This window comes from Pseudomonas sp. 09C 129 (assembly GCF_002843625.1).
Classification (GTDB): domain Bacteria; phylum Pseudomonadota; class Gammaproteobacteria; order Pseudomonadales; family Pseudomonadaceae; genus Aquipseudomonas; species Aquipseudomonas chlororaphis.
Genome location: NZ_CP025261.1, coordinates 1060906 through 1086299, shown reverse-complemented (window position 1 = coordinate 1086299; position 25394 = coordinate 1060906). Strand labels below are relative to the sequence as shown.

General features: G+C 63.3%; 21 protein-coding genes. 1 reads left to right on the top strand and 20 read right to left on the bottom strand.

What is annotated here, in order from left to right; all coding sequences use genetic code 11:
• Positions 1–28: 28 nt before the first annotated feature.
• The 5 genes from hldE to CXQ81_RS05030 form a co-directional block, all read right to left on the bottom strand.
• Entirely contained in the window at positions 29–1453 is a 1425-nt protein-coding gene (hldE, locus tag CXQ81_RS05050; protein ID WP_007921454.1) for a bifunctional D-glycero-beta-D-manno-heptose-7-phosphate kinase/D-glycero-beta-D-manno-heptose 1-phosphate adenylyltransferase HldE, read from the bottom strand.
• A gap of 102 nt (positions 1454–1555) precedes the next feature.
• Positions 1556–2167, bottom strand: coding sequence for an adenylyl-sulfate kinase (gene cysC / locus CXQ81_RS05045; protein WP_101336660.1), 612 nt, complete (start codon positions 2165–2167; stop codon positions 1556–1558).
• Positions 2160–2864, bottom strand: coding sequence for a sulfotransferase family 2 domain-containing protein (locus CXQ81_RS05040; protein ID WP_101336659.1), 705 nt, complete (start codon positions 2862–2864; stop codon positions 2160–2162). Before CXQ81_RS05040 ends, cysC begins: the two co-directional genes overlap by 8 nt.
• 186 nt (positions 2865–3050) lie before the next feature.
• Positions 3051–4859, bottom strand: coding sequence for a lipid A export permease/ATP-binding protein MsbA (gene msbA, locus CXQ81_RS05035; RefSeq protein WP_007922170.1), 1809 nt, complete (start codon positions 4857–4859; stop codon positions 3051–3053).
• A gap of 15 nt (positions 4860–4874) precedes the next feature.
• Positions 4875–6047: an O-antigen ligase gene (locus CXQ81_RS05030; protein ID WP_101336658.1), complete on the bottom strand. Its 1173-nt coding sequence runs from the start codon at positions 6045–6047 to the stop codon at positions 4875–4877.
• A gap of 107 nt (positions 6048–6154) precedes the next feature.
• Between CXQ81_RS05030 and CXQ81_RS05025 the strand changes: the two genes are divergently transcribed.
• Positions 6155–6760 (top strand): toluene tolerance protein, encoded by a 606-nt coding sequence (locus tag CXQ81_RS05025; RefSeq protein ID WP_101336657.1) that lies wholly within the window; start codon positions 6155–6157, stop codon positions 6758–6760.
• Here CXQ81_RS05025 and CXQ81_RS05020 read toward each other — a convergent pair.
• The 15 genes from CXQ81_RS05020 to glnE form a co-directional block, all read right to left on the bottom strand.
• A complete protein-coding gene (locus tag CXQ81_RS05020) occupies positions 6746–7849 on the bottom strand; it encodes a glycosyltransferase (RefSeq protein ID WP_101336656.1) in 1104 nt (367 codons plus the stop codon). The two genes, CXQ81_RS05025 and CXQ81_RS05020, sit on opposite strands and share 15 nt — an antisense overlap.
• A 48-nt stretch (positions 7850–7897) precedes the next feature.
• Positions 7898–8659: a hypothetical protein gene (locus CXQ81_RS05015; RefSeq protein ID WP_101336655.1), complete on the bottom strand. Its 762-nt coding sequence runs from the start codon at positions 8657–8659 to the stop codon at positions 7898–7900.
• Positions 8660–8713: 54 nt separating this feature from the next.
• On the bottom strand, positions 8714–9670 hold the full coding sequence (locus CXQ81_RS05010) for a glycosyltransferase (RefSeq protein WP_101336654.1): 957 nt from the start codon (positions 9668–9670) through the stop codon (positions 8714–8716).
• A gap of 84 nt (positions 9671–9754) precedes the next feature.
• Positions 9755–11161 (bottom strand): PIG-L deacetylase family protein, encoded by a 1407-nt coding sequence (locus tag CXQ81_RS05005; protein ID WP_101336653.1) that lies wholly within the window; start codon positions 11159–11161, stop codon positions 9755–9757.
• Positions 11158–12054, bottom strand: coding sequence for an antimicrobial resistance protein Mig-14 (locus tag CXQ81_RS05000; RefSeq protein WP_101336652.1), 897 nt, complete (start codon positions 12052–12054; stop codon positions 11158–11160). Before CXQ81_RS05000 ends, CXQ81_RS05005 begins: the two co-directional genes overlap by 4 nt.
• A complete protein-coding gene (locus CXQ81_RS04995; RefSeq protein WP_101336651.1) occupies positions 12054–13184 on the bottom strand; it encodes a glycosyltransferase in 1131 nt (376 codons plus the stop codon). The genes CXQ81_RS05000 and CXQ81_RS04995 overlap by 1 nt, the downstream gene beginning before the upstream one ends.
• Positions 13168–14925: a carbamoyltransferase gene (locus tag CXQ81_RS04990; protein ID WP_007922192.1), complete on the bottom strand. Its 1758-nt coding sequence runs from the start codon at positions 14923–14925 to the stop codon at positions 13168–13170. The genes CXQ81_RS04995 and CXQ81_RS04990 overlap by 17 nt, the downstream gene beginning before the upstream one ends.
• A gap of 269 nt (positions 14926–15194) precedes the next feature.
• The gene (locus tag CXQ81_RS04985; protein WP_101336650.1) at positions 15195–16649 is read right to left on the bottom strand and encodes a lipopolysaccharide kinase InaA family protein; all 1455 of its coding nucleotides are present in this window, start codon (positions 16647–16649) and stop codon (positions 15195–15197) included.
• Positions 16649–17401, bottom strand: a complete 753-nt coding sequence (locus tag CXQ81_RS04980) for a lipopolysaccharide kinase InaA family protein (protein ID WP_007926794.1) — start codon at positions 17399–17401, stop codon at positions 16649–16651. Before CXQ81_RS04980 ends, CXQ81_RS04985 begins: the two co-directional genes overlap by 1 nt.
• Positions 17398–18132: a lipopolysaccharide kinase InaA family protein gene (locus CXQ81_RS04975; RefSeq protein WP_062823872.1), complete on the bottom strand. Its 735-nt coding sequence runs from the start codon at positions 18130–18132 to the stop codon at positions 17398–17400. Before CXQ81_RS04975 ends, CXQ81_RS04980 begins: the two co-directional genes overlap by 4 nt.
• Positions 18132–18938, bottom strand: coding sequence for a lipopolysaccharide core heptose(I) kinase RfaP (gene rfaP, locus CXQ81_RS04970; protein WP_053259391.1), 807 nt, complete (start codon positions 18936–18938; stop codon positions 18132–18134). Before rfaP ends, CXQ81_RS04975 begins: the two co-directional genes overlap by 1 nt.
• Positions 18938–20059: a glycosyltransferase family 4 protein gene (locus CXQ81_RS04965; protein ID WP_007926797.1), complete on the bottom strand. Its 1122-nt coding sequence runs from the start codon at positions 20057–20059 to the stop codon at positions 18938–18940. The genes rfaP and CXQ81_RS04965 overlap by 1 nt, the downstream gene beginning before the upstream one ends.
• Entirely contained in the window at positions 20059–21120 is a 1062-nt protein-coding gene (waaC, locus tag CXQ81_RS04960) for a lipopolysaccharide heptosyltransferase I (protein WP_053259389.1), read from the bottom strand. The genes CXQ81_RS04965 and waaC overlap by 1 nt, the downstream gene beginning before the upstream one ends.
• Positions 21121–22155 (bottom strand): lipopolysaccharide heptosyltransferase II, encoded by a 1035-nt coding sequence (gene waaF / locus CXQ81_RS04955; RefSeq protein WP_007926799.1) that lies wholly within the window; start codon positions 22153–22155, stop codon positions 21121–21123.
• A gap of 140 nt (positions 22156–22295) precedes the next feature.
• The gene (gene glnE / locus CXQ81_RS04950; RefSeq protein ID WP_101336649.1) at positions 22296–25235 is read right to left on the bottom strand and encodes a bifunctional [glutamate--ammonia ligase]-adenylyl-L-tyrosine phosphorylase/[glutamate--ammonia-ligase] adenylyltransferase; all 2940 of its coding nucleotides are present in this window, start codon (positions 25233–25235) and stop codon (positions 22296–22298) included.
• Positions 25236–25394: the final 159 nt, after the last annotated feature.

Sequence of the window (25394 nt, the reverse complement as noted above, 5' to 3'; positions counted from 1 at the left end):
GCGAGAGTGGGCGGATTGGCGGCAAGCCTTATTCGGTCTTGCGGATCTTCTCGACTATGGCCGTGGTGGAACTGTTCTCCACCAGGCCCAGCACCTTCACCACACCGCCATAAGCCTTGACGATATCGGCGCCGACCACCTGGTCGACCGAGTAATCCCCGCCTTTGACCAGCACGTCCGGCTTGACCTGGGCCAGCAGGTTTTCCGGAGTACCCTCGGGGAAACTGATGACCCAGTCCACCGCGCCCAGGCCGGCCAGTACTGCCATGCGCCGGTCGACGCTGTTGATCGGACGGCCCGGCCCTTTCAGGCGGCTGACCGAGGCATCGTCGTTGATCGCCACGATCAGGCGATCGCCTTGGGCCCGCGCCTGCTCGAGGTAGGTCACGTGGCCGGCATGGAGGATGTCGAAACAGCCGTTGGTGAAGACGATCTTCTCTTTGTGCGCACGCGCATCGTCGATCGCCAGCAGCAGCTGGTCGAGGCTCAGCACACCGCGCTCGGAACCTTCTTCACGCTGGATCGCGCGACGCAGCTCCGGTGCGCTGATGGCCGCGGTACCCAGCTTGCCGACCACGATGCCGGCGGCCAGGTTGGCCAGGGCCACCGCGTGCGGCAGCTCTTCACCCGCCGCGATTGCCGCCGCCAGGGTAGAAATCACTGTATCGCCGGCACCGGTGACGTCGAACACTTCACGGGCCCGGGCCGGCAAGTGCAGCGCCGGGTGGTCGGGACGCAGCAGGGTCATGCCGTGTTCGCCACGGGTCACCAGCAAGGCGCCCAGTTCCAGGTCGTGCATCAGCTTGGCGCCTTTGCTGACCAGGTCGTGCTCGTCGATGCAACCGCCGACTATGGTTTCGAACTCGCTGAGGTTCGGGGTGATCAGGCTGGCGCCGCGGTAAATCGAAAAGTCCTTGCCTTTCGGGTCCGCCAGCACCGGGATGCCACGGGCACGCGCGGCCTGGATCAGCGCCTGATGATTCCTCAGGGCTCCCTTGCCGTAGTCGGACAACACCAGCACCTTGATGCCGTCCAGCAACCGGTCGACTTCAGCGCCCAACGCCAGGGCGTCGGTGGCGAAAGGTTCTTCGAAATCGATACGCAGCAGTTGCTGGTGCCGGCTCATGACCCGCAGCTTGACGATGGTCGGCTGGTGGGCAATGCGTTGGAACAAGGCGCGTACGCCCGCCCCCTCAAGACTGTTGGAGAGACTGTCGGCAGCCTCGTCGTCGCCGGTGACGCCAACCAGCGAGGCCGGTGCGCCGAGCGCGGCAATGTTCAAGGCAACGTTCGCGGCACCGCCCGGGCGGTCCTCGATTTGCTCGACCTTGACTACCGGTACCGGCGCCTCAGGGGAAATCCGTGAGGTACCACCATGCCAGTAACGGTCGAGCATGACATCGCCGACCACCAAGACAGGGGCTTGATCGAATCGCGGCATGGACAACTTCATGGAGCAACCCACATACAAAATGAACAGGGGCGCGATATTAACACAGGGTGAACGCTGCCTAGTTCTACCGCTGCACGAGTATTCGCGATCGACCCAAACTGTTCATTTATTGAGCAAAAGCGCCATGAGCCGGTCTGTCGCGCAGGCCAGTCCAACCGTTTCGGTATCGATCTCGCAGTCAGGATCCAGTGGCGCTTCATAGGGGCTGTCGAGCCCGGTGAAGTCCCGGATACGCCCTTCGCTCGCCGCCTGATAGAGGCCTTTGGGATCGCGTCGGGCACAGACAGCGAACGCAGTGCTCACGTACACCTCGAGAAATTCGTCCGCCGCGAACAAGGCCCGGGCAGCGGCGCGCTCCGCGCGAAACGGTGATATCGCCGAAACGATCACGATCAACCCCGCCTCCACCATCAACCTCGCCACCTCGGCCAGGCGCCGGATATTTTCCTTGCGCGCCTCGGTGTCCATGCCCAGGTCACGACACAGGCCACCGCGCACGTTGTCGCCATCGAGGACAAAGGTATGCAGGCCCTGCCCGTTCAACCGCAACTCCAGCAGGTTGGCCAGGGTCGATTTGCCGGCGCCGGACAAACCGGTCAGCCAGATACAGCGCGGGCGTTGCTGCTTGAGCGCCGCCCGCTCGATCGCGGTCAGGGACAGGCTGCTGGGGCGGATGTCCGGTTGTGGGCAACGCGGTGGCAGGGGCTCATTCATAGCCGAGCATCTCGTAGTCGCGCTGGTAGGCCCGACGCACCAGTCGTCGGGTGCGCACCGTGCAGAAGTCCCGGGCAGGCGCCTCGCTCCGTTGCCGCGATTCATTGAGATGCGGCAGAGTCCTGCTCACGCCCAGATGCTCGCTGAGCAACTGATAGTCGCGCTGCAGGTGCTCCTGATAGCCGATGAAGTCCATGTCCAGGCGTCCCATGGAGTCCACCAGAAAATCGGTCTGCGGGGCGAAGTGCAGTTGCTTGTGGATATTTTCCGGGTGCAGCCAGCGACCGACAAAATCATCGAAATCGCGATAGTGGCTGACCAGCCGCTGAGCGGCCTGGTCGCGACGACTGAGCTCGTTGCCACGCAGAAAGGCATAGGCCGAATAGGCCCGCTCCAGGGGATCGCGGACCACGGCGAACTTGAAACTGCTGGCGAATTGCTGGGGAAACTGTTGCTCGTACCAGTACAGGGGCAGATGGCCGGGCGTCCAGCCGTCGAACAATGCCGAACACAGGCTGCTCCCCGCGCACTTGGGCACATGGATGAACACACAACCGCGCTGACGGAATGGCGCCGGAAAACGGACGTTGGCGGACATGGCCTTGTTCACCACCTGCCGGTCCACCACCGACAGGCGCCCAAGCAAAAACGCCCGTTGCGACTTGGGCAATAACTTCCACAGATAACGTTGCAGCATTCCAGTACCCGCGCGACGGGGTTGGCCCCCTCGATTCAGTCGACGATTGAGGCTGGAACCATAACAAGCACGAGGCGCTGGATTATTTAGGCTTGGTCAAGACTGTAAGGGGCGGGATACAAAGACCGCCGGCGCATTGCACGCCGGGGCTGTTCCAGGGTGGGCAGTGCCCACCCGGGCGCTGGCTCAGGCAATGCCTTCGGAGGCAGGCTCGTCCAGGCCCATGGCATGCAGACGCGAGTAGTAGCCGTTCTGCGCCAGCAGGTCGACATGAGTACCGCGCTCGACGATCCGCCCCTGATCCATGACCAGAATCAGGTCGGCCTTCTCGATGGTCGACAGGCGGTGTGCGATCACCAGGGTGGTGCGCCCCTTCATCACCTTGTCCAGGGCCGCCTGGATATGCCGCTCGGATTCGGTATCCAGGGCCGAGGTAGCCTCGTCGAGAATCAGCAACGGCGCATTCTTCAACAGGGCTCGGGCAATCGCCAGACGCTGGCGCTGACCGCCGGAGAGCAGCACGCCGTTCTCGCCGACCTGGGTGTCCAGGCCTTCGGGCAACTGCGAAATGAAGTCCATGGCATAGGCATCCGTCGCCGCCTTCTCGATGTCTTCCCGCGGCGCCCCGGCCAGGTCGCCATAGGCAATGTTGGCGGCCACGCTGTCGTTGAACAGGGTCACATGCTGGGTCACCTGGGCCACATGCCGGCGCAGGTTGCGCAGGCGGTAATCCTCGATTTCCACGTCATCGAGGAGAATCTGCCCCGTTTCGTGGTGATAGAAGCGCGGAATCAGGCTGGCCAGGGTCGACTTGCCGCTGCCGGAGCGGCCGACCAGCGCGATCATCTGCCCGGGAGCCGCGCAGAAGCTGATGTCCTTCAGCACTTCCCGGTCGGTGCCCGGATAGGTGAAGCTCAGGTTGCGCACGTCCAGGCGACCCTCGATGCGCTCACGCTCGATCTGTCCCCGATCGACTTCAGGCTCGACGTCCAGCTGTTCGAAGATGCTTTCCGCGCCCGCCACGCCTTTCTGGATGGTCGAACTGACTTCCGAGAGCTGGCGAATCGGCTTGGGCAGCAGGCCCGCCGCGGTGATGTAGGCCACCAGGTCGCCCGCGGTGGCATCGCCACGCAGGAACAGCACCAGGAACATCAACACCGCCATGGCGGAGTAGATCACCAACTGCAGCATCGGCGTGTAGACCGCACCGGTCTTGGTCATACGCAGCTGTTTATCGGTGTTGCTCTGGCTGGCGTCGACGAAACGCTGCTGCTCGTAGCTTTCGCCACCGAAGCTGCGAACCACGCGATAGCCTTGAATGGTCTCGGAGGCCACATGGGTCACATCGCCCATCGCCACCTGGATCTTCTTGCTCTGCTTGCGGAATTTCTTGCTGGTACTGCCAACCATGATCGCAATCAACGGCAGGATCGCCAGCATCACCAGGGTCAGCTTCCAGTTCATCCACAACAGGTAAACGAACAGGAACACTACCGTCAGGCCTTCGCGAATCACCACCTTGATGGCGTCGGTGGCGGCACCGGTGACCATGGTGACGTTGAAGGTGATGCGGGAAATCAGATGCCCGGAGTTATGGGTATCGAAATAGCGGTTCGGCAGGACCAGCAGCTTGTTGAACAGCTCGACCCGCAGGTCATGCACCAGCCCCAGGGAAACCTTCGCCAGGTAGTAGTTGCCGAGGAAAGAGCCGAGCCCCTGCCACGCCGCGATCAGGATGATCAGCAGCGGCACCGCCATCAATAGTTGCAAGTCGCGCAGATAGGGAACGTTGGGGAAGAGCACCGCTTCGGGATTGCTCAAGCCGTCGACGAAATATTTGAGAATGCCCGCCAGCATCGGCTGGGTGGATGCAAATATCACGAAGCCCACGATACTCAGCAGGAAAATGCCTATGTAGGGTTTTACATACCCCAACAGCCGAAAATAGATTTTCAGGCTGGAATCCTGTTCCGCTTTGAGCGGTGCATCACTCATCGTCGAGCTCACTGTTTAGGAGGAACGCGGGATTTTATCACAGCCTGTGTGACCGCCCCGTGCCCAGACCAAAACAGTGGCCAGACCGATCGGCAGCCAACTGATGAACCATTCGGCGCGAGGGGTCCCCGTCAGGCTCGCAGCATCGAACTGCATGGCCAGGAAAGAGAACAGCCAGATCCCGATGACGCCCCGACCATAAAGCGTTTCACGGGCGCGCCAGGCTTCGCGCAAGACGGCAAACCAGGCCACGATCCAGAGCAATAGTCCGGGGATACCCAGTTCAATGGCAATGTGGGTGAACAGGTTGTGGGCATGGTCGAATGTCAAACCGTCGACCAGCACGTCATAGCTCGAGCCCAGGCCGAGGCCTGTCCATGGATGTTCGGCGATCATCTGCAGACTGGCCATCAGAATCTGCGGGCGAAAGGAAACCCCACGTGCCATGACCAAAGGTTCGAGAAACCAGAACGCCAGCATCGCCAGCAACAATGCCGCGGCCGCGAACATACGGCTGAGTCGGTCGCGGCACCAGATCGGCATCGCCAACACGGTCAGGAACAGAGCCAGGGCAGCACCACGGCTCTGGCACAACACGACGAACGCGCCGAGCAGCGCCAACGCTACCAGCCATACCGCTTGAAGAGAACGAGTGCGCGGCATCCAATGCAGCAACCAGATAGCAGTGAGGCCAATGACATAACCGCCCAGGATCGGATGGCCCAACTCGCCCAGCCCTTCCAGGCGTCCCCACCAGACATTTCCATGAATCCAGTAGAACTGGATAATGGACAGTAAAGCCGTCACCGCAAGCCCTATGCCGCCCCACTGCATGACAGTAATCACCCGCTCCGGGCGGGCATTGGCGAAAATCGGGAAGAACAGCAGGAACACCGCGATGTACAGCAAGCGCTTGGCCTCGCGTGACGGGTCCGCCGCTTGCGTCCATGTCAGGCTGATCAGCCCCCATATCGCCAGTCCCAGCAATGCCAGACCAATCCAGCGCTGGGAACGCCACCATTCGATCAGACGCTCACGTGCGGACCAGGCCAGAATCATTGCCGGCAACCACAGGAAGGCCACCAGCCCCTGCTGGTAGATCTTGTTGGTGGGCGCCAGTGCGATGGCCAGCAAAAACCATAGCAACCCGATTGTCATCCATACTTGCGCCCAACGTGTGGCCTGCATCTATTCGCTCCTAAATGGTTCACCAGCCAAACCGGCATGGTTAAAACAACAACTTTTCGGCATCATTGCCCGTCACTGTGCCCGCCACTTCGACAAGGCTTCCTACGATGCAATGCTCCCGGCTTCCCCAAGCCACTTTGAATCAGATGATTGAAGGCGCCAGGATTCTGGAGGCCGACAGTTACGGCCCGAAAGTCTACCTGTTGCAGGATGGGAATATTCTGAAACTGTTCCGGCGCAAGCGTCTTTTTTCATCCGCCCTGTTTCGGCCCTATTCGACGCGCTTCATCGACAACGCCGCACGCCTGGAACAACTCGGCGTTCCCACGCTGCAGGTTCTGGACTTCTACCGCCTGGAACAACCCGGCATGACCGCGGTGCTTTACCGACCGCTGCCAGGCGAAACCCTGCGCCAGGTCGCCAGCAAGGAAGGCTTCGACTGGCAGCAGACCTTGCCGGCCCTGGTCGAGCTGATTCGTAGCCTGCATACCTCGGGGATCTACTTTCGCTCGCTGCACCTGGGCAACATCGTCATCACCCCGGATAACCGCTTCGGCCTGATCGACGTGGCCGACATGCGCTTCTTCCGCGGGCCATTGCCGCGTCATTTGATCAAACGCAACCTGCAACACTTCGCCCGCTATATTGCCCGGGAGAAGCTGAATGGGAGCTTTCCGATACAAGCATTGGAACAGGCCCTACTTTCGGCATGACAGCAGGGTAGTGGCCGCCTGGCTGAAGCGCTGCCAGGCCAGGTCGGGGGCCAGAGCAGCGTACTGATCCGCCGCGATGCTCTGGGCGGGCAGGCCGAGGGCCTGAAGAATCGCCTCTTGCCAGGCGTCGATATCATTCACCGGCGCATAACGCCCGGTTTCAGCCAACTGCTCACGGAACACTGGCAAATCGCTGGTCAATACCGGCACACCGGACATCACTGCTTCCTGCAGGATCAGCCCCAGGCCCTCGTCCAGCGACGGGATGGCCACCCAGTCGAATGCCTTGTAAAGCATCGCCGCATGCTTCAGATGCCCAGGCAGCGAAACCTTGTCTTGCAGGCCCAGCCGGTTGATGCGGGCCTCGAGCGCTGCGCGATTCGAACCCTCGCCGATAATCACCAGACGCATCTCCGGCCGGCTCGCCAGGGCCTTGGCGAAGGCCTCCAACAGGCAAGCAAAACCCTTATCGTCCACCAGACGCCCGACCGCGCCGAATACCGGAGCATCGCCCGCGGGCAGGCCGAGGGTGGCCCGGGCCTCGGCACGCGGTAGCAGCCTTGCGTTGAACTCGTGCGGATTGAACGCGCTGCGCAAGGCCGTCACCGGCATCTGCAAATCGTCTTCGAGGGATGAAGCCAGGGTCTGCGAAACAGCCGCGAGAGTCAGCTGCGAAGCGGGGAACTGCCGGAACAGCTGTTGATCCTTGCGGTGCAAGCGCGTGGAACCATGGATCACCACCACCGCACGCATGTGCGGCAATGACTTGAGGACCGGCAACAAGGTACGCGCCACCCCCAGGCCATCGAGCAACAACACCTGGGCATCGCTTTCCCGCAACGCCTTGCGAAAACTGTCCCGCAGCCAGGGTTTGAGCAAGCGCCAGAAATGCTTGCCCTTCAGCCGCGCCGACGACAGGTTCCACTCCCGGCATTCCCCCACTTCGGCAACGCATCCGGTGGACGAGCCTTGCAGCAGCCAGGTCTTGACCACAGTGCCTGGCTCGGCCTGAGAGAGGATCTGCTGGTGAACCTTGTGAACGGAGGCAAATGCACTGCCGCCTGCCCACATGATGTTGAGAATGCTCATTGGGCACATAGCCCTTTCGCGGTATTCGGGAAAGTGAAACCGGTAGAACTAATTGATAAACCAGCCAATACCGACTCCAACCAACAGGACTAAAACAAGCTTGATTTGCTCGCGACGACTGCGCCGAGCCTTACGCTGCCGCTCGGCGGCAGTCTCCACATGCAGACCGAAGCCTGTATGCAGCACCGCGTCGCCTTCCAGGCTGACAGCTGTCAGGTTCAGCTCAGCATAGCGCTTGGACAGCGCTTTCTCGCCTCCGTGCCCGGCGAAAGGCGCGCACAGTCGATACTCTGCCAGCCGGCGCAAGCCCGGGTTCAGGGAAAAGCTCTGCCACTCGGGTTTGTCGGAGATCAGCGGATAACAAGGCACACCACCGATCAACTCGCGGGCACCCAAGTGGATGTAAGGGCTATGGATTCGCAGGTCGTGGGCATAACTGCGCAACCAGACCTGCAGGATGTCCGGGCGCCGCTCGAGAATCGCTTTCGAATCCTCGACAAAACCCGGGCGGTAGAACTCCCAGTCGTCTTCGCAATGGAAGATGTAGGGGGTCTTGACCTGCTCGTAGGCCAGGTCGATCGACGCCAACTGACCGAGCTTCGGCCGGTTGACGAAGAAGGTACAGTGATCTTTCCAATGGGCAGGCACAGCCGTACGCACCCGCTCGTCGCCAGCATCTTCGGTGATGAAGACTTCGCGGATCGGCGCGCTGTTGAAGCGATCGAAACTCTCCAGCGTGAGCTTGAGCAGGTCCAGGCGACCGCAACTGGTGACCACCAACGTGATGTCACTCTCTTGACTAAACTGCACTTGATTCTCACCTACGACAAAGTGCGATCACTATTAAGGGCTCGGTGACCGCTGTCAAACACCCAGTTTCGAGCGTACGCGCTCGATAAAGCTCAAGGGTGCACGAGGCCGCAATGCGGGCTGGAGTTCCTCGACGATGCGCTGCCCGATACGGGCGAAGCTGAACTGAGAGACCGCCATATCGCGGCCGTTTCGCGCGATGCTCTGCGCCAGGGCCGGATCGGCGCGCAACATGGCGAGTTTTTCCTGCAATTGCGGGATGTTCTGATAAAAGACCACGTTGTGCAGGTCCTGCAAGCCCAGCGCGCGGTTTTCCGCCTCACCCTGGTCGAATGCCAGCAACACACAGCCACAGGCCATGGCCTCGAAGTTCTTGATCATGTATTCGCCCATGCCGACGTCGGCACTGACGAAAAAGCGGATACGGTTGAGGGTGTCGCAATACTCTTCACCCGACTTGGTCCGCGTCACCACCAAGGGCTCGACCTGGCCGAGTTCGTCGAGCAGCGCCTTGCGCCCGCTGTAGGCCACGCTGTTGGTGCTGCCGACGAATGCCAGCTCGATATCCCGCTCGCGGCCCTGATCCTGCAGCAGGGTCTGGTCGTAGCCCTTGGGCACGAATACCGCGTCGAAACCTTCCTCGCGCAAGCGCTCGCTGACCATGAACCCCGAACTGATCACCCGCGCCCACGGCAGGCGGCGGTAGTGCGCGCTGAACTTGCCGGTGTACTTGCAAGGGATGTAGTTCTGGTAGGCGTCGTGCTCGAGGATCACCAGGTTGGGAATGCTGCGGATGAAGCTCGCCTGGCGGATTTCCTGCTTGAAACGCAGGAAGAACACGATACGGTCGTAGCGCGATACATCCACCTCACGGCGGAAATAGCCACGCAGGTTGCGCTGCTCGTCACTGCTCAACCACCGCAGGTCGCATTCGCAATGGGCGGCAACGCCTTCGTACAGGCGGTCCAGAATGGCCCGCTGTTCTTTCTGCACCAGAAATAGAACCTTCATCATCTTCCTTGCAGCCGTGAGCAACCGGACAAAAGAGCGAAACTACCCTGGCCGACAGGCAAAAGGGTGTCATGCAATATCAATTTACAAACGCCAGAACAGCTCATGCCGGCGTACCGCCTTGCGGAAAAACTCGTTCTCGCCATAAGGCGAAGCGGCGCGGCCAGCCAGCACACGCTGCAGGACCCGTCGCAGCCGGCGCTTGAACGGCGCTCGCGGCTGCAGGTCGTGCATCATGCCCAGGGCCATCGCCTTGTCCCGTTGCTGTTCGACCGACAGCGGCAAGCAGCAGGGCCTGAGCACCTGGGCCGGGTCGAACACCGGCGGCAGGGCAATGCCCGCCCCTGAATCGCCCATCGGCCAGCGGTCGTTGTCATGCAAATGGTTGGCATAACCGAGCAAGGTGGTCGGCTGCCACTCCAGCCCCTGCAACGCTTCCAATACCGCCTGCTGGGCGCAGATGTGGTCCGGGTGCGGGTCGAGTGTCGGATGCGGCAGCACTATCACCTCGGGGCGGGCCTTGAGCAACAGCGCCCGCAGGTCGGCCAGGAGATTGTTCCAGGTCGGCGCGCCATCGGCATCCGCCGGCAACGGGAACGGGTTGAACTTGCGGAACAGGCGGATATCCGACAGTTCGGCCTCGCGGGACGCCACAGGCCGGTTCGGCGCCGCCTGCATGGCCGGCAGTTGCAGGCAGAAATACCCCAGCTGCACACAACGTTCCTCGGCGACCCCGGCCCAACGCGGCACCGCAATGCTGTCCCAGGCCCGCAGCCGACCCTTGATCCGCGCCGCATCTGCAGCGTTCATGCCCATCTGCCGGTAATGCTCGGCTTCGATCTCGCCCGCGGTCAACGTGACGATCCAGGCTTCGTCAGCCTGGCTGTACAGACCGAAGGCCGCCAGTTCGGCATCGTCGGCGTGGGGGGCGATGACCATCACCCGCTGGTGGCGATAGTCCGGCTCACGGAACACCGACAACAGCGGTTCGCCGTGCACCCGACAGAAACGTCCGCGCAATTGCAGCTCGCCGCTGGCCAGAGGTCGGGCCAGCCCGCTGAGGTTGAGATAACGCAGGCCGTTCACGCCACGCTCGAACGTCTGCCGATCCTGCTCCGCCAAGGAGACGGAGGGGTCGAAAAAGCGCCCCAGCCAGCTGCTGCTGACCTTTACCGCGAGGATCAGGGTTTCGTCCCCCGCCAGGTCGATCGCCTGGTCCAGCACCAAGCGCTGCTTGTCCAGGTGGACCTTGGGCTGCTCGGTGCCGAACGGAAAGCTGTACTGATAATCGTCCCGGGGCGAATAAAACAGATGGTCGGCGAACCAGGCCTCATGGGCCACCCAGGCCAGCACCGCGAGCAGCAGCGGCAGCCACCAGGCCACCAGCACACCGATAGCCACCAGTACCAGCAGGCCGATCAGCAGGCCCAGGCGCTTCTGCCGGCGATGGCGTTTGAGCAACTGTTGCTTGCGACTCGGAGGCTGATTCATACCGTGAACACCGGAACCGGATTGCACCAACGATCCTTGTATTCGCGATCGGCGCGACCGAAGGAGAAACGCAGCGGCTTGTCGATGGCCCGCGCCTGCTCCCAGGCGCTTTGCGTATTGAGGAAACTCAACACGCTGCCGGGGCTGAACTCGCGGGTTTCAGGATCGACGCCACCGTTGATGTATTCGACGCTGATCCACTCCGGCGCTTCGACCCGGTACACCAGCTGAATGGCGATCGGCGCATCGTTGAGGAAAATCACCGAGCCGATCAGCAACTCGCGCAGCAACTCGATGACTTCGGCCATGCGCTCGGCACCGGTGGCCGGGAACCCCCAGCGCCGCTGGAACAGATCGCAGTAGATGGCCGCCAGCTCCTGGCTGGAGAACTCGCTGACCGGGCGCACCACGCCGCCCGCCTCTTCCAGCAAGCGCAGTTCGCGGCGCTGGTTGTAGCGGAACTTCTTCGACAGCTCTTCAGGTGTGCGGGCCATGGCCAATTGCTCGGCCTGGAGCTTGAGGGTGCTGAACCGGCCCTGGTTCAAGGCCGACAGATAACGACCGCGATGACGCAGCGGGGCCTGGGTCTCAGGCGCCGCCGGCAGGATCAGCTCGGCGTTGCCCAGGTCGAACAGGCCTTTCTTGCCACGGCGCTTGAGCACGTCCTTGGACAGCGCCAGGTCGCGCCCCCAGGTCGGGATCGCCGCCCGCAGTTCACCGGCCTGTTCCCAGGCCAGGTAGCGGACCGGGATGCCCGCCAGGTTCGCCAGGCGCTCCACCACCAGCGGGTGGGTGGCGACGCTGCCGCCAAAACGCTGCCAGGCGGCGGCATAAGTCGAGGCGTCGACGACCGACCAGCCACGCTCGCGCCAGCCTTGGAATCGATTGAGCATCAGGGCCTCGCGGTCAGATCGGTAACTTGCGGCAGACGCCAGAAGGCGTCGCGTACAGCACGGTCGGAGAAGCGCTCGCGCAGGCGCTCGAACATCAGCTCGGCGCACAGCAAGCGCTGGTTCTCATCCATCCCGGCCAGGTGTTGCAGGCCCTGGGCCATATGCTCGGCATCGCCCAGCGGGAACAGGATGCCGACGCCTTCGACCACTTCCTTGGCACCGCCACAGGCCGTCGCCAGCAAAGGCACGCCAGCGGCCATGGCCTCCAGCAGCACCATGCCGAATGGCTCGTGGTCGGAGCTCAGGGCAAAGGCATCGAAAGCACGGAAATAACGCCGGGCTTCTGTGACCTGGCCGAGGAACAGCACGCGGTCGGCAATGCCCAGCTCGCGAGAAAGGTCCTTGAGGTTCTGCTCCAGACGCCCGCTACCGAGAATCGCCAGCTGGCTTTCCCGAGGCAGCCCCGGCAATGCCGCGGCAAACCCGCGCAGCAGGGTGGCCTGGTCCTTGTCCGGGTGCAGACGCCCGACATTGCCGACGATCCAGGCGGAAGGCGACAGCCCCAGTTCCTGGCGCGCTTCGGCCTTGGACAACTGGGTAGCCTGCAAGGCTTCGACGTCGATCCGGTTGTACAGCGTCTGGATCCGCGCCGCCGGCCATTGTGGCAGGCAACTGCGCATGTCATCGCGCACCGCGTCGGACACGCCGAGCAGGCTCAGGCGCTTGCGGAACAGGTTGGCGAACAGGCGGCGACTGCCGCGCTGGTAATCGCCAAACGCGTGATGCACGCCGATCACCGGCAACGCGGTGCCCAGCAATGCGATGTAGATCGGCTTGAAACGGTGGGCGATGCAGAAGCTGAAGTTGCGCGACGCGGCAATCTTGCGCAGGTCGCGTATCGCCCCCAGCTTCAGGCCACGAATGGCCTTGGAGCTGTATTCCATGAACAGCACTTCGTCGCTGGCACAGGCATCGGCCACCTCGGCATCGGCGACCCCGGTGAGGAACACCGTGGTCACGCGATAGCCGCTGCCCGCGAACAGGCTGGCATATTGCCGGGCACAGTCCAGGAACGGCCCGTCATAGCCGTGGCAGAACTGCAGGACGTGGCGCTCAGCCGAGCGTGTCATAAGGATCCACGCCGTCTTTGACTACCAGGATGTCTTCCATGATCAGGTACTGCAGATCGGAGCCGAAGAACATGTTCAGGGCGTCGGTCGGCGAGCAGATCATCGGCTCGCCACGGCGATTGAGCGAGGTGTTCAGCGACACGCCGTTGCCGGTCAGGACTTCCAGGGCCTTCATCATGTCGTAGTAGCGCGGGTTGTATTCGCGCTTGAGCACCTGGGCCCGGGAAGTGCCGTCTTCGTGGACCACTTCCGGCACACGGGTCTTCCACTCTTCCGCCACTTCGAAGGTGAAGGTCATGAATGGCGCCGGGTGATCGACCTTGATCATCTGCGGACCGACGGTGTCGAGCATCGACGGGCAGAAAGGCCTCCAGCGCTCGCGGAACTTGATCTGCTCGTTGATGCGGTCGGCCACGCCGGTAGCGCTCGGGCAACCGATGATCGAACGACCGCCCAGGGCGCGCGGACCGAACTCCATGCGGCCCTGGAACCAGGCCACCGGGTTGCCGTCGACCATGATCTTGGCGATACGCTCGGGGGTGTTGTCGATCTGGCGCCAGGCCGGCTTGTTCGGGTGGCGGGCACAAGCGGCGATCACGTCTTCATTGCTGTAGGACGGGCCGAGATAGACGTGTTCCATCTTCTCCACCGGCACGCCGCGAGCGTGGGAAACATAGGCCGCGGCACCGACCGCGGTACCGGCATCGCCGGACGCCGGCTGCACGAACAGCTCTTTGACTTCCGGACGGGCGATGATCTTCTGGTTCAGCTTGACGTTCAGCGCACAGCCGCCGGCAAAGGCCAGCTTGCCGGTTTCCTTGAGGATGTCGCCCAGGTAGTGGTCGATCATCTGCAGCGCCAGCTTCTCGAACAGCGCCTGCATGCTGGCCGCGTAGTGGATGTACGGCTCGTCGGCGATATCGCCTTCGCGCTTCGGACCCAGCCACTCGATCAGCTTCGGCGAGAAGTAGAAACCCTTGCCCTTCTCTTTATAACGGCGCAGGCCGATGACGTTGGCGTAATCGGTGTTGATCACCAGTTCGCCGTTTTCAAAGCTGGCCAGGCGGGAGAAATCGTACTTGCTGGCATCGCCGTACGGCGCCATGCCCATGACCTTGAACTCGCCGTCGAGCATCTCGAAGCCGAGGAACTCGGTGATCGCGCCATACAGGCCGCCGAGGGAGTCCGGATCGAAAAATTCCTTGATCTTGTGGATCTTGCCGTTTTCGCCGTAGCCGAAGAAAGTCGTGGCGTACTCGCCCTTGCCGTCGATCCCGAGGATCGCGGTCTTCTCCTTGAAGCCGGAGCAGTGGTAGGCGCTGGAAGCGTGAGCCAGGTGGTGCTCGACCGGCTCGATCTTGATCTTCTTCGGATCGAAGCCCAGTTGCTCGAGGCACCAGACGATCTTGTTGCGATAACGCTTGTAGCGGCGGTTGCCCATCAGGATCGCGTCGAGGGCGCGGTCCGGGGCGTACCAGTAACGCTTGGCGTAGTGCCAGCGGGCCTTGCCGAACAGGCTGATCGGGGCGAACGGAATCGCCACCACGTCAACGTCGGAAGGCTTGATGCCGGCCTGCTCCAGACAGAACTTCGCCGATTCGTAGGGCATGCGGTTCTTTGCATGTTTATCGCGTACGAAGCGCTCTTCTTCAGCCGCCGCCACCAGCTTGCCGTCGATGTACAGCGCTGCGGAAGGATCATGGCTAAGGGCGCCGGACAGGCCAAGAATCGTCAATGCCACAGGGGTCTAGCCTCGTTTAGTCTGCATGCGGGCGCGATGCGCCTTGAAAATGATGTGTGCTCGCAAGGGGCGAGAAACAACGAAAGGGCGGGATTATAACGTAAAAGAAGGGGCAAGCCTCTAGCGACAAGCGCCAAGGCTGAAGCGCCTCACTCCCTGTAGCCGCTGCCGCAGGCTGCGATAAGGCCCGCAGGGTCTTCCGAGGGCCTCAAAAGCAGCGCCTCCTGCGGAGTCGATCGCAGCCTGTGGCAGCGGCTACAAGTCGCAGGTCAGCCCATGGACGATTCGGCGGTTTTAGGCAGGCGCTGGTCGATGACCTGATACAGCGCGCTGCTTTCTGGCCAGTTACGCATGAAGCGCGCACGGTCGCGGGCGTAGGCCGGGGCGAAGCTGCCGAGGCTGTGGTGCTGGCACATGGAATCCAGGTCGATCAGCGCCCAGCGGTCCTCTTGCCAGAACAGGTTGTGCCCCTTGAAGTCGCCATGGCTGATGCGTTCGCGGATCAACTCGGCAAACAGCCGGTCCAGCGCCTGCAACTCCGCTTCCGGAGCCGCGCCGCTGTCGATATAGGGCGCGAAGCGTTCGATGATGTCCGGCCCCGCCAGGTATTCGGTCACCAGATAGGCCCGACTGCGCAGCCAGAGAAAACGCTTCTCCAGCAAGGCCAGCGGCTTGGGCGTGGCAATGCCGAGGAACGCCAGGCGATTGCCCTCCTGCCACGAATGCCAGGCCCGGCTGGGACGCCAGAAGCGCTTGAGCCAATGGGCAAAACCCTTGATGTTGTAGCGCTTGACCACCAGGGTGCGGCCCGCCACTTCGACCCGGCCGACGCTGGCGGCGCCACCGGTCTTGTACAGGTGCCCCTGGTCCAGCAGCGCGTCGGCCTGCTCCAGCACCGGCAGCATCGCCGCCTCTTCCTCGCGCCGAATCGCCCGCAAGGCGAAGGGCCCGCGCAGCACGCTGAACAGGGTGCACTCGCGACCGACCTTGTTGAGGAAATCCTTCAAGCGCCAGCTGCGCACCTTGTCCACCTGCTTCTGCAAGGCTTCCAGCGGCAAGGCATGCTCGGCATTGTTCAGCAGGTAATGCACCAGCAGCTCTTCGGTGAAGGGCTCCAGGCTCTTGGGCAGCTGGGCGAAAAACACCCCGAGGTTTTCCAGGACTTTCTGCCGGGACAGCGGTTTGCCCGCCTGTTCCACGCAGATCCCGGCGCCGTCGATCAGGTACAACTTGCCCTGATGACGCAGCAGGTTGTCCAGATGCAGGTCTTCCTGCCACAGGCCCTTGCCGTGCAATTCGGCGATGGCGGCCAGGGCTTCGGCGAGTACCGCCTGCTGCTCATCAGCCAACGCTGGCAACGATTCCACCTGTTTCCAGGCATCGCCCAGGCTCTCGGAGCCTTCCAGGAACTCGAACAGCAGCCAGCCGCCCTCGCCTTCCTTCAGGCCGTCTGCCAGCAGCAACGGCGTGGTCATGCCCTGCTCTTCAAGCAAGCGCACGCCTTGCAGTTCGCGCTGGAAATGCCGCGCCGCCTTGGCCCCCACCAGTAACTTGGCCAGCACCGGACGCCCGCGCCATACACCGGCGCCGACGTAGCGCTGCCCCGGCAGCACCCGCAGCAGGCTGAGCAACTGCAGCGTGGCCGGCCCGGCAGCGTCGGCCAGCTCCAGGCTCAACGGCAGGCTTGGCGCGCGACCGGCCCGTTCAAGTTCGGACAGACGCATCAACGAGTCTCCTTGTGGCTGCGGCGTGCACTCAGGCGGTTCAGCCAGGCATCGACCAGCGAGCTGTCCCGCGGCTGATCCAGATAGGTCGCAAGCAAGGCGCGCACATCGCTCTCACTCCAGACCGGGGCGCGACGCAACAGCGGCTCCAGGTCCTTGACCCGGTCACGCTGGCCGAACAACAGCGGACGGGTCTTTTCCAGGTCGATCAATTGCGCCTGGTAACCGTCGCCGGTAGCCCGCAGGAAAATATGCTTGGGATAAAAGCAGCCGTGCACCTGGCGCACCGCGTGCAACTGGCGCGCCAGCAGGCCACAGGCCCGCAGGATCGCCGCGTGCTGGTCCGGGCTGAGCTGCGCCCATTGCTGCAGCAGCGAATCCAGGTCGTTCCAGCCATCCAGCGCCCGGGTCAGCAGGATCGCCCGGGTTTCGCCAGCCACCTTGCGCTCGCCAAAGAAGGCCGCCTGCAGCGCTGGAATGCCCAACTGCTGGTAGCGGCTGATATTGCGAAACTCGCGGGCGAAACTCGGCTCGCCGAACGGCCGGTGCAGGGTCCGCGTCAGGTAGTTGCTCTGGCGCTTGAGGTAGTAGCCGTGGCCTTCCAGGTCAAGGCGATACACGCTGCTCCAGCCCCCACCATCGGTGTTGGGCTCGTCCACCGCCTCAAGTTGCTTGGCCCACAACGCGTCGAAGCTGTCGAGGCCGTGGCGCTCCAGCAACGCACGGTCCTGAGCCGCCAGGAAATCGGTCATTCGCGTCCCTCGAAAAATCTCAGCACATGCCGGATGCGGCACTTGTCCGCGGCATTCAGCCGGGTGCGCTGGCGGTACTGCAAATAGAAGCGCAGGCGCTGGGTGGCGGACAAATGATACTTGGCCACCTTGTCCAGGCACGCCAGGTCCTTGGTGATCCGGTACTTGAGCCAGAAACCGCGCCAGAAATCGCCATTGGGGCAATCGATCAGGTAAAGCCGGACCTCATCGTCGATCAGCAGGTTGCGCCACTTCAAGTCGTTATGGGTGAAGCGATGCTCATGCATGATCCGCGTGTAGCGCGCCAGCTGCTGGCTGACCCGGTCCACCCAGGCCCGATCGGCCAGCAGCGGGTCGTTGCGCTCGGCCAGGACCGACAGGTCTTCGGTGCGTGGCAGCTCGCGGGTGATCATCGCCCCCCGGTCGTAAGCCAGGCCACGGCGCTCCAGACCCCAGGCCACCACCTCCGCCGTGGGAATGCCCCACTTGGCGAAACGCTTGAGGTTCTGCCACTCGGACTTGACCCGCGGCTTGCCCAGATAGCGCCGCAGGTTCTTGCCGGCGCCGGTGTAGCGCTTGACGTAATAGTTGATGCCGTTGCGTTCGACCCGGATGACCTCCGACAACGGGTCGCGGGTCAGGTGTTCGCCCTCGAGGGCAAAGACCGCATCCAGACTGCCGAAGTCCTGCGCCAGCTCCTGATATCCAGGTTCAAGGTTCCAACCCGCCATCAGAGCGCATCTCCGTATCGCTGCTTGCGTGCGTAGAGCTTGTTGGCCTTGCCCTCCAGCCAGGCCAGCAGAGGCGCTTCGTCGCTCAGGATCTGGCGCAACGGCTGCTGGAAATAACCCTTGAGGAAGCGCAGCTTGTCGCGCCGGGTCAGGCCGATATCCAGTGCCGAGAAATACAGCGCCGCCAGGTCCTTGTCGCGCCAGCGCCGGGTGATGGCCGGGCGGGTCTGGGCGCGGTGCAGGTCGATCACCGAGAGCTTGAAGTCATCCGGCGTCACCGGCTTGTCGGTGTGCAGCAGGAAGTGGCAGATGTAGCAGTCACGATGGTTGACCCCGGCGCGGTGCATCATGCCGGTCATGCGCGCCACTTCGGCGATCAGCGCGCGCTTGAGCCTGGGCTGCGGCGGCTGCTTGACCCAGTCGATGCTGAAGTCTTCGAGGCTGATGGTCGGCGCCAGCTCCTCGGTGACGATGAACGAATGCTGGTTGGCCGGGTTGCTGCCGCGTTCGCCATAGGCGACGGCGGTCATGGTCGGCACACCGGCTTCCTGCAGGCGCTGGATGGCCTGCCATTCCTGGCCCGCGCCGAGCACCGGCAGCTTGACGGTGAGCAGGTTCTTGAAGATCTCGCCCCAACCGATACCGCGGTGAATCTTTACGAAGAACCCTTCGCCAGCCACCTCGGTACGCAAGGTACGGCGGGCTTCCAGTTCACGGTAGACCTGGCCGTCCAGACGCTCGACTTCGGCGAACGCATCGCGCCCGGCCCAAAGGGTCTTGAACGGTTCGGCAAGAATCAACTTCATCAGTGTTGCTCCGCCAGAATCACATCCGCAGCGTGCTGCGGCATGCTATAGAGGTCGGCCGTCTCGGCGAACGCCAGGCCGTTACGGCTCCAGGTCGCGCGTGCAGCGTCGTCGGTCAACATGGTGTTCAGGTATTGATTGAGCTGTCCCTGCTCCAGTGGCTCGTCCAGTACCAGGCCGCTGTCGGCCTCGGCGATGTAATGGGCATAACCGCAGACCGCGCTGACCAGCACCGGCAAGCCGGCCACCAGCGCTTCCAGCAACACGGTGCCGGTGTTTTCGTTGTACGCCGGGTGGATCAACAGGTCGGCGCCCAGCAGGAAACGCGGAATATCACTGCGCCCCTTGAGGAACTGCACATGCTCGCCCAGGCCCAATGCCGCGCTCTGTAATTGGAATACTTTGGGGTCGTCCTGGCCAATTACAAATAGCCGGGTGCGTTTCTTCAGCTCCGGCGGCAAGGCAGCCACAGCCTTGAGGCTGCGATCCACGCCCTTGGTCTTGAACCCGGAGCCGATCTGCACCAGCAGCAAATCATCGTCTTTCAGGGCGAACTCGCGACGGAATTCGGCGCGGATCTCGGCCGCGTTGGCCGGCGCGCGACGGTCCTGGGCGATGCCTGGCGGCAGCAGGTGGAAACGCTCCACCGGGGTGTCGTAATGCTTGATGAACAGCGGCTGCTGGACCTCGGAAATCATCAGCACTTCGGTCTTGGCGTCCCGGGCGAACACCGCCCGCTCGTATTCGGCGAAGTGCCGGTAGCGGCCCCAGCGGCGGTACAGCGAGTGGCGCAGGTTCTGCGCCTTGTCTTCGAAGCAGCCGTCGGCGGCGTAGTACACGTCCAGGCCGGGCATCTTGTTGAAGCCGATCAGGCGGTCCACCGGACGCTTGGCCAGGTCGGCCTCCATCCAGGCGCTGAGCTTCTCGTTACGACGATGGTTGAAGAACGCCTTGACCGGCGCCACCAGCACCTCGAAACCCGGCGGCACATCGCCTTCCCAGATCAGCGTATAGACGCGAATCCGGTGCCCGCGTTTCTGGCACTCCAGGGCGATGCGCATGAAGTCCCGTTGCAGGCCGCCGAACGGGAAGTATTTATAAAGGACAAAAGCCAATTGCATCAGCGCAGCTCCTCAGCCAGTAACAACCTGCTCAGCCGGCTGGCGACACGCTCAGGATTCAGACGCGTGAAGCACAGCGGCCACTCGCGTTTCAGGTCGAACCGCCGCTGATCTTCAGCCGTCGGTTGATAGGTGCATTTTTTCTGCAGGCACGGCGCGCAGGGGAAGTCGCTGGCCATGTGGATCTGCGCCTTGCCATAGGCACCGGTCAGGCCCGGGTTGGTCGGACCGAACAGGGAAATGGTCGGCACATCCAGCGCCGCGGCGAGATGGCCAAGCCCGGTATCCACCGCGACGCAGGCCCGGGCTTGCGCCAGCACCTTGGCGACGCCCGCCAGGTTCAGCTTCGGCAGCACCGTGGCGTTGCTCAGGCCCTGGGCAATACGCTCGGCCCGGGCCTTCTCCGCCGGGTTGCCCCACGGCAACTTGACCTCGACGCCCAACTGGCCCATGCGTTCGGCCAGCTCGCGCCAATAGGCTTGCGGCCAGTGCTTGGTGTCCCAGGTGGTGCCGTGCAGGAACACCACGAACGGCTTGGGCCGCGGCAACTCCACCAGTTTCTCGACGTTCAGGCCGTAATCGCCCAGGCCTTGGGGCAAGTCATACCCCAGCGCCACGGCGAACAGCTGGCGCACGCGCTCCACGGCATGCTGGCCGCGGGCGACGGCCAGGCGCCGCGAGTAGAAACGCGCCGCCAGGGGCTCGCGTGCCGACTGCTTGTCCAGGCCGGCCACCGGCGCCTTGACGTAGCGCGTCAGCCAGGCGCTTTTCAGCAAGCCCTGGGCGTCGATCACCAGATCGTACTTGGTGGCACGCACGCTTTGCTTGAAGCGCCGCCACTCGCCACTCTTGATGGTCTGCCAGATGTTCTTGCGCCAGCGGCGAATCGCCACCGGGATCACTTTATCCACAGCCGGGTGCCAGGTCGGGATTTCCGCGAACCCCTCTTCCACCACCCAGTCGAACTTGATCCCCGGGATCGCCCGCGCCGCATCGGTCAGCGCCGGCAGCGCATGAATCACGTCGCCCAGGGAAGAGGTCTTGATCAACAGTACCCGCACTTACCGAACCTCGACCGCGGTGCCTTGCAACCGCTGCAAGGCCTGGTCCACCGAGTCGGGCAGCAGCTGGCGCAGGCAGTTGTAATGGCCAAAGCGGCAGGTGCGATCGAAGCACGGGCTGCACTCGATGCCCAGGCGCACGACCTCGACCTGGTCGGCCAGCGGCGGGGTGAACCCCGGAGACGTCGAGCCGTACACCGCCACCAGCGGGCGATTCAGCGCCGCCGCCACGTGCATCAGCCCGGAGTCGTTGGACACCACGGAATCGGCGCAGGACAACAGGTCGATGGCCTCGGCCAGGGAGGTGCCGCCGCAGAGGTTGACCGACTCTTCGCGCAGCCCAGGAATCAGCCGGGCGCGAATGTCTTCGCCGACCACGTGATCGTTCTTCGAACCGAACAGCCAGACCTGCCAGCCCTCGCGGATCTTCAGCTCGGCAACCTTGGCGTAATGCTCGGACGGCCAGCGCTTGGCTTCGCCGAACTCGGCACCCGGACATAGCGCCAGCACCGGGCGGTCCAGGGTCAGGCCGAACTTGGCCAGCGCCGCTTCGCGGCTGGCCGGATCGATCTGCAGGTCGGGACGCGGATACGGCTTGGGCAGCTCGGCGCCCGGCTCGTAAGCCAGGGCCATGAAGCGCTCGATCATCAGCGGATAACGTTCTTTGTCCAGCGTGCGCACGTCGTTGAGCAGGCCGTAGCGGAACTCGCCACGCCAGCCGGTGCGTTGCGCGATGCCGGCAAAAAACGGCACCAGCGCCGACTTCAGCGAGTTGGGCAGCAGGATGGCCTGGTCGTACTGGCCGACCAGGGATTTGCCGATGCGCCGACGAGTCGCCAGTTCCAGCACGCCGTGGCCGAGCGGGAAGCTCAAGGCCCGCCGCACTTGCGGCATGCGCTCCAGGATCGGCCGGCTCCACTCGGGGGCCAGCACGTCGATCTCGCATTGAGGATGGCGCTGTTTCAGGCACTGGAAGAGTGTCTGCGCCATCACCATGTCACCGACCCAACTGGGCCCAACGATCAGAATATTCATGTGGTTTCCAAAAACGAACCGGGGAGGCTTACGCCTCCCCGCCTCGAGAATCCAGCCCTGCGGCATTCACCGCCAGCTCATTGTGGACGAGCCGCAACCTGGCTCGCCGGATACATTTGTGGCAACGCAGCGCACGCTGCCTAGCTTAGCCCCAGCTCGCGCCAAATCCGCAATACCTCCCGTCGCTCGCTGGCGAACTGGTCGCCGGCGATGACCCCGGCCTCGTTCTGCAAGGCCTGGCGGTGAGCCGCGGAGCGGTAGGCCTTATAGACCTCGCGCAACAGACTGGCGTCGGTCGCGGGCATCAGCCCGACTTCCTCCAGACCTTCCAGAATGCGGATATTGTCGGTGTAGCGCAGCAATGACGGGTGCTCTTGCGACCACGCCAGGGCCGCGTATTGCACCATAAATTCGATGTCGACGATACCTCCGGCGTCCTGCTTGAGGTCGAACGGCGCCGTGGCCTCGAAGGCATTTGCCGCGGTTCCGGCAGCCGTCGCCCTGGTCCCCAGGTTGTCGCGCATCTTGGCCCGCATCTCGCTGACCTCCTGCTGCAACTTGGGCAGGTCACGGGCACGACCCAGCACCGCCGCCCGCACTTTCTCGAAGGCCTGGCCGACATCCTGGCTACCCACCAGCACCCGGGCACGCACCAGCGCCTGATGCTCCCAGGTCCAGGCCTCGTTCTCCTGATAACGGGCGAAAGCCCCCAGCGAACTCACCAGCAAGCCCGACGCCCCGGACGGCCGCAGGCGCATGTCCACTTCGTACAGTTGACCGGAGTTGGTCTGGGTGGTCAGCAGGTGAATGATCCGCTGGCCCAGGCGGGTGAAGAACTGCGCGCCGTCGATCGGTTTCGGCCCATCGGTTTCCGCCTGCGGATCGCCGTCATGGATAAACACCAGGTCCAGGTCGGAACCATGCCCGAGTTCCAGGCCGCCGACTTTCCCGTAACCGACAATAATGAAGCCGGGATCGCACAAGGTGCCATCGGTGCGCTGCGGAGCGCCGTATTTGGCCACGGTCTGGCGCCAGGCCAGGGCCAGCACCTGTTCGAGGATCGCCTCGGCCAGCCAGGTCAGGTAATCGCTGACCTTCATCAGCGGCAGGCTGCCGGCGATTTCCGAGGCTGCCACCCGCAGGCGGTGAGCCAGCTTGAAGTGGCGCAGCGCTTCCATCTGCTGCTCCAGGTCGTCCTCGGGGATGCGCGTCAGGCGTTCGCGCAGCTCGGCGGCCAGCTCCGGCGCCAGTGGCGGCTTGAACAGCCGGCCTTCGTTGAGCAATTCATCGAGCAGCAGCGGGAAGCGAGTGATCTGTTCGGCGATCCACGGGCTGGCGGCACACAGGGTCAGCAGGCGGCGCAAGGCCCCGGGATTCTCGGTGAGCAGCACCAGGTAGGCGGAGCGCCGCGCCACCGCCTCGACCAGCGGCAACACCCGCTCCAGCACCAGGTCCGGATCGGCATGCTCTACCGCCTGGGCCAGCAGGCGGGGAATAAAGGCGTCGAGACGCTCGCGCCCCAAACGCTGCATGGCCCGCAATTGCGGGCTGCCACGCAGGCCGGCCAGCGCCCTGAGCGCCTTGGGCGCGTCATTGAAACCGCCTTCCTGCAACTGCCGGCAGGCAGCTTCCTCGTCCTGGGCTTCCTCCCACAGCGGCAGCCATTCACCGCCGACCACCACTTCGCACTCGTGGCCTTCGTCTTCATCCGGGTCGGCGATCACCTGACGGAAGTGCCATTCCACCCGACCGCGCCAATACATCAGCCGCTCATGGAACGCCGCCCAGTCGGCAAAACCCAGCATGAAGGCAATACGCGCCTGGTCCTGTGGATTGTCCGGCAGCATCTGCGTCTGCCGGTCGGCGATCGCCTGGATCGCATGTTCGGTGTAACGCAGGAATTCGTAACCTTCACGCAGCTCGGCGATCACCGCGGGCGGCAGGTAACCCTGCCCCTCCAGGGTGGTCAGCACCTTTAATAGAGGACGCTGCTGCAGGCTCAGGTCGCGCCCGCCGTGGATCAGCTGGAAAGCCTGGGCGATGAACTCGACTTCACGAATCCCGCCGGAGCCCAGCTTGATATTGTCGGCCATGCCCTTGCGCCGCACTTCCTGCTGGATCAGCTGCTTCATGGTGCGCAGCGCTTCGATCGCCGAGAAGTCCAGGTAACGCCGATAGACAAAGGGCCGCAGCATGTCGAGCAACTGCGCGCCGGCGATCTGGTCACCCGCCACCACCCGCGCCTTGATCATCGCGTAGCGCTCCCAGTCGCGGCCCTGATCCTGGTAGTACTGCTCCAGCGCATTGAAGCTCAGCACCAGGGCGCCCGCCGAACCGTAGGGCCGCAGGCGCATGTCGACGCGGAACACGAAACCGTCGACGGTCATCGGGTCCAGCGCCTTGATCAGGCGCTGCCCCAGGCGGATGAAAAACTCCTGGTTATCCAGCGCACGCTTCACGCCCACGGTCTCCCCGCCTTCGGGGTAGGCGAAGATCAGGTCGATGTCCGACGACAGGTTCAGCTCGACGGCGCCCAGCTTGCCCATGCCGAGGATGACCATCTGCTGCGGCTCGCCGCTGCGTCGACCGGTGGGAACACCGAACTGCTCGCAGTGGCGCTGGTACAACCATTGATAGGCCTGGTCGATGCAGGCGTCGGCCATGTCCGAGAGGTCGCGACAGGTCTGCACCAGATCCGCCTGGCGCGTCAGGTCGCGCCAGATGATCCGCACCTGATGACGATTGCGCTGACGCCGCAGCACCCGCCCCAGCTCGTCTTCGCTGGTGGCCTGCTGCACCGCCGCGGCGATCTGCGCGCATAGCTCGCCTGGGCCGAAGCCGCGGTCGAGTTCGCCGCCGCGCACCAGCTCCAGCAACATCAAAGGGTCACGAAGGCTCTGTTCAATGAAAAAGTCGCTGGCGGCGCTCACCCGGGCGAACTCGGCCCAGCGTTCGGGGGTCCAGGCGGCGAGCCCGTGATCGTCGTCCAGGGTCGCCACGGCGCTACGGAACGACTGCTCCGCACGGCTGACAAAAGGCAGGAGAGTCGCTGGGAGTTCGGCAAGCGCGGGCAGGCTCATGGGCTATCCTTGATCGGCGTAGAAAGGGGCGGTCGGGGCAAATTCTGCGGGCGCGGCCCTTGAAGGACTGTCGAACAAAAGTTAGAAATAGCTGAATTTTTTATTATTTTGGCAGCCAACATCAAATTCTTACCCATTGGTGTTGGAAATCGACCAACA

Coding starts and splice junctions, on each gene's coding strand:
- waaF (WP_007926799.1), bottom strand. CDS start 22,155: ATGAATATTCTGATCGTTGGGCCCAGTTGGGTCGGTGACATGGTGATG.
- CXQ81_RS05020 (WP_101336656.1), bottom strand. CDS start 7,849: ATGAGCATTCTCAACATCATGTGGGCAGGCGGCAGTGCATTTGCCTCC.
- CXQ81_RS05025 (WP_101336657.1), top strand. CDS start 6,155: ATGCAATGCTCCCGGCTTCCCCAAGCCACTTTGAATCAGATGATTGAA.
- glnE (WP_101336649.1), bottom strand. CDS start 25,235: ATGAGCCTGCCCGCGCTTGCCGAACTCCCAGCGACTCTCCTGCCTTTT.
- rfaP (WP_053259391.1), bottom strand. CDS start 18,938: ATGAAGTTGATTCTTGCCGAACCGTTCAAGACCCTTTGGGCCGGGCGC.
- CXQ81_RS04995 (WP_101336651.1), bottom strand. CDS start 13,184: ATGACACGCTCGGCTGAGCGCCACGTCCTGCAGTTCTGCCACGGCTAT.
- CXQ81_RS05010 (WP_101336654.1), bottom strand. CDS start 9,670: ATGAAGGTTCTATTTCTGGTGCAGAAAGAACAGCGGGCCATTCTGGAC.
- CXQ81_RS05030 (WP_101336658.1), bottom strand. CDS start 6,047: ATGCAGGCCACACGTTGGGCGCAAGTATGGATGACAATCGGGTTGCTA.
- CXQ81_RS05040 (WP_101336659.1), bottom strand. CDS start 2,864: ATGCTGCAACGTTATCTGTGGAAGTTATTGCCCAAGTCGCAACGGGCG.
- CXQ81_RS04980 (WP_007926794.1), bottom strand. CDS start 17,401: ATGACCGATTTCCTGGCGGCTCAGGACCGTGCGTTGCTGGAGCGCCAC.
- CXQ81_RS05005 (WP_101336653.1), bottom strand. CDS start 11,161: ATGAATCAGCCTCCGAGTCGCAAGCAACAGTTGCTCAAACGCCATCGC.
- CXQ81_RS04965 (WP_007926797.1), bottom strand. CDS start 20,059: ATGCAATTGGCTTTTGTCCTTTATAAATACTTCCCGTTCGGCGGCCTG.
- msbA (WP_007922170.1), bottom strand. CDS start 4,859: ATGAGTGATGCACCGCTCAAAGCGGAACAGGATTCCAGCCTGAAAATC.
- hldE (WP_007921454.1), bottom strand. CDS start 1,453: ATGAAGTTGTCCATGCCGCGATTCGATCAAGCCCCTGTCTTGGTGGTC.
- CXQ81_RS04975 (WP_062823872.1), bottom strand. CDS start 18,132: ATGGCGGGTTGGAACCTTGAACCTGGATATCAGGAGCTGGCGCAGGAC.
- CXQ81_RS04985 (WP_101336650.1), bottom strand. CDS start 16,649: ATGCGTCTGTCCGAACTTGAACGGGCCGGTCGCGCGCCAAGCCTGCCG.
- CXQ81_RS05000 (WP_101336652.1), bottom strand. CDS start 12,054: ATGCTCAATCGATTCCAAGGCTGGCGCGAGCGTGGCTGGTCGGTCGTC.
- cysC (WP_101336660.1), bottom strand. CDS start 2,167: ATGAATGAGCCCCTGCCACCGCGTTGCCCACAACCGGACATCCGCCCC.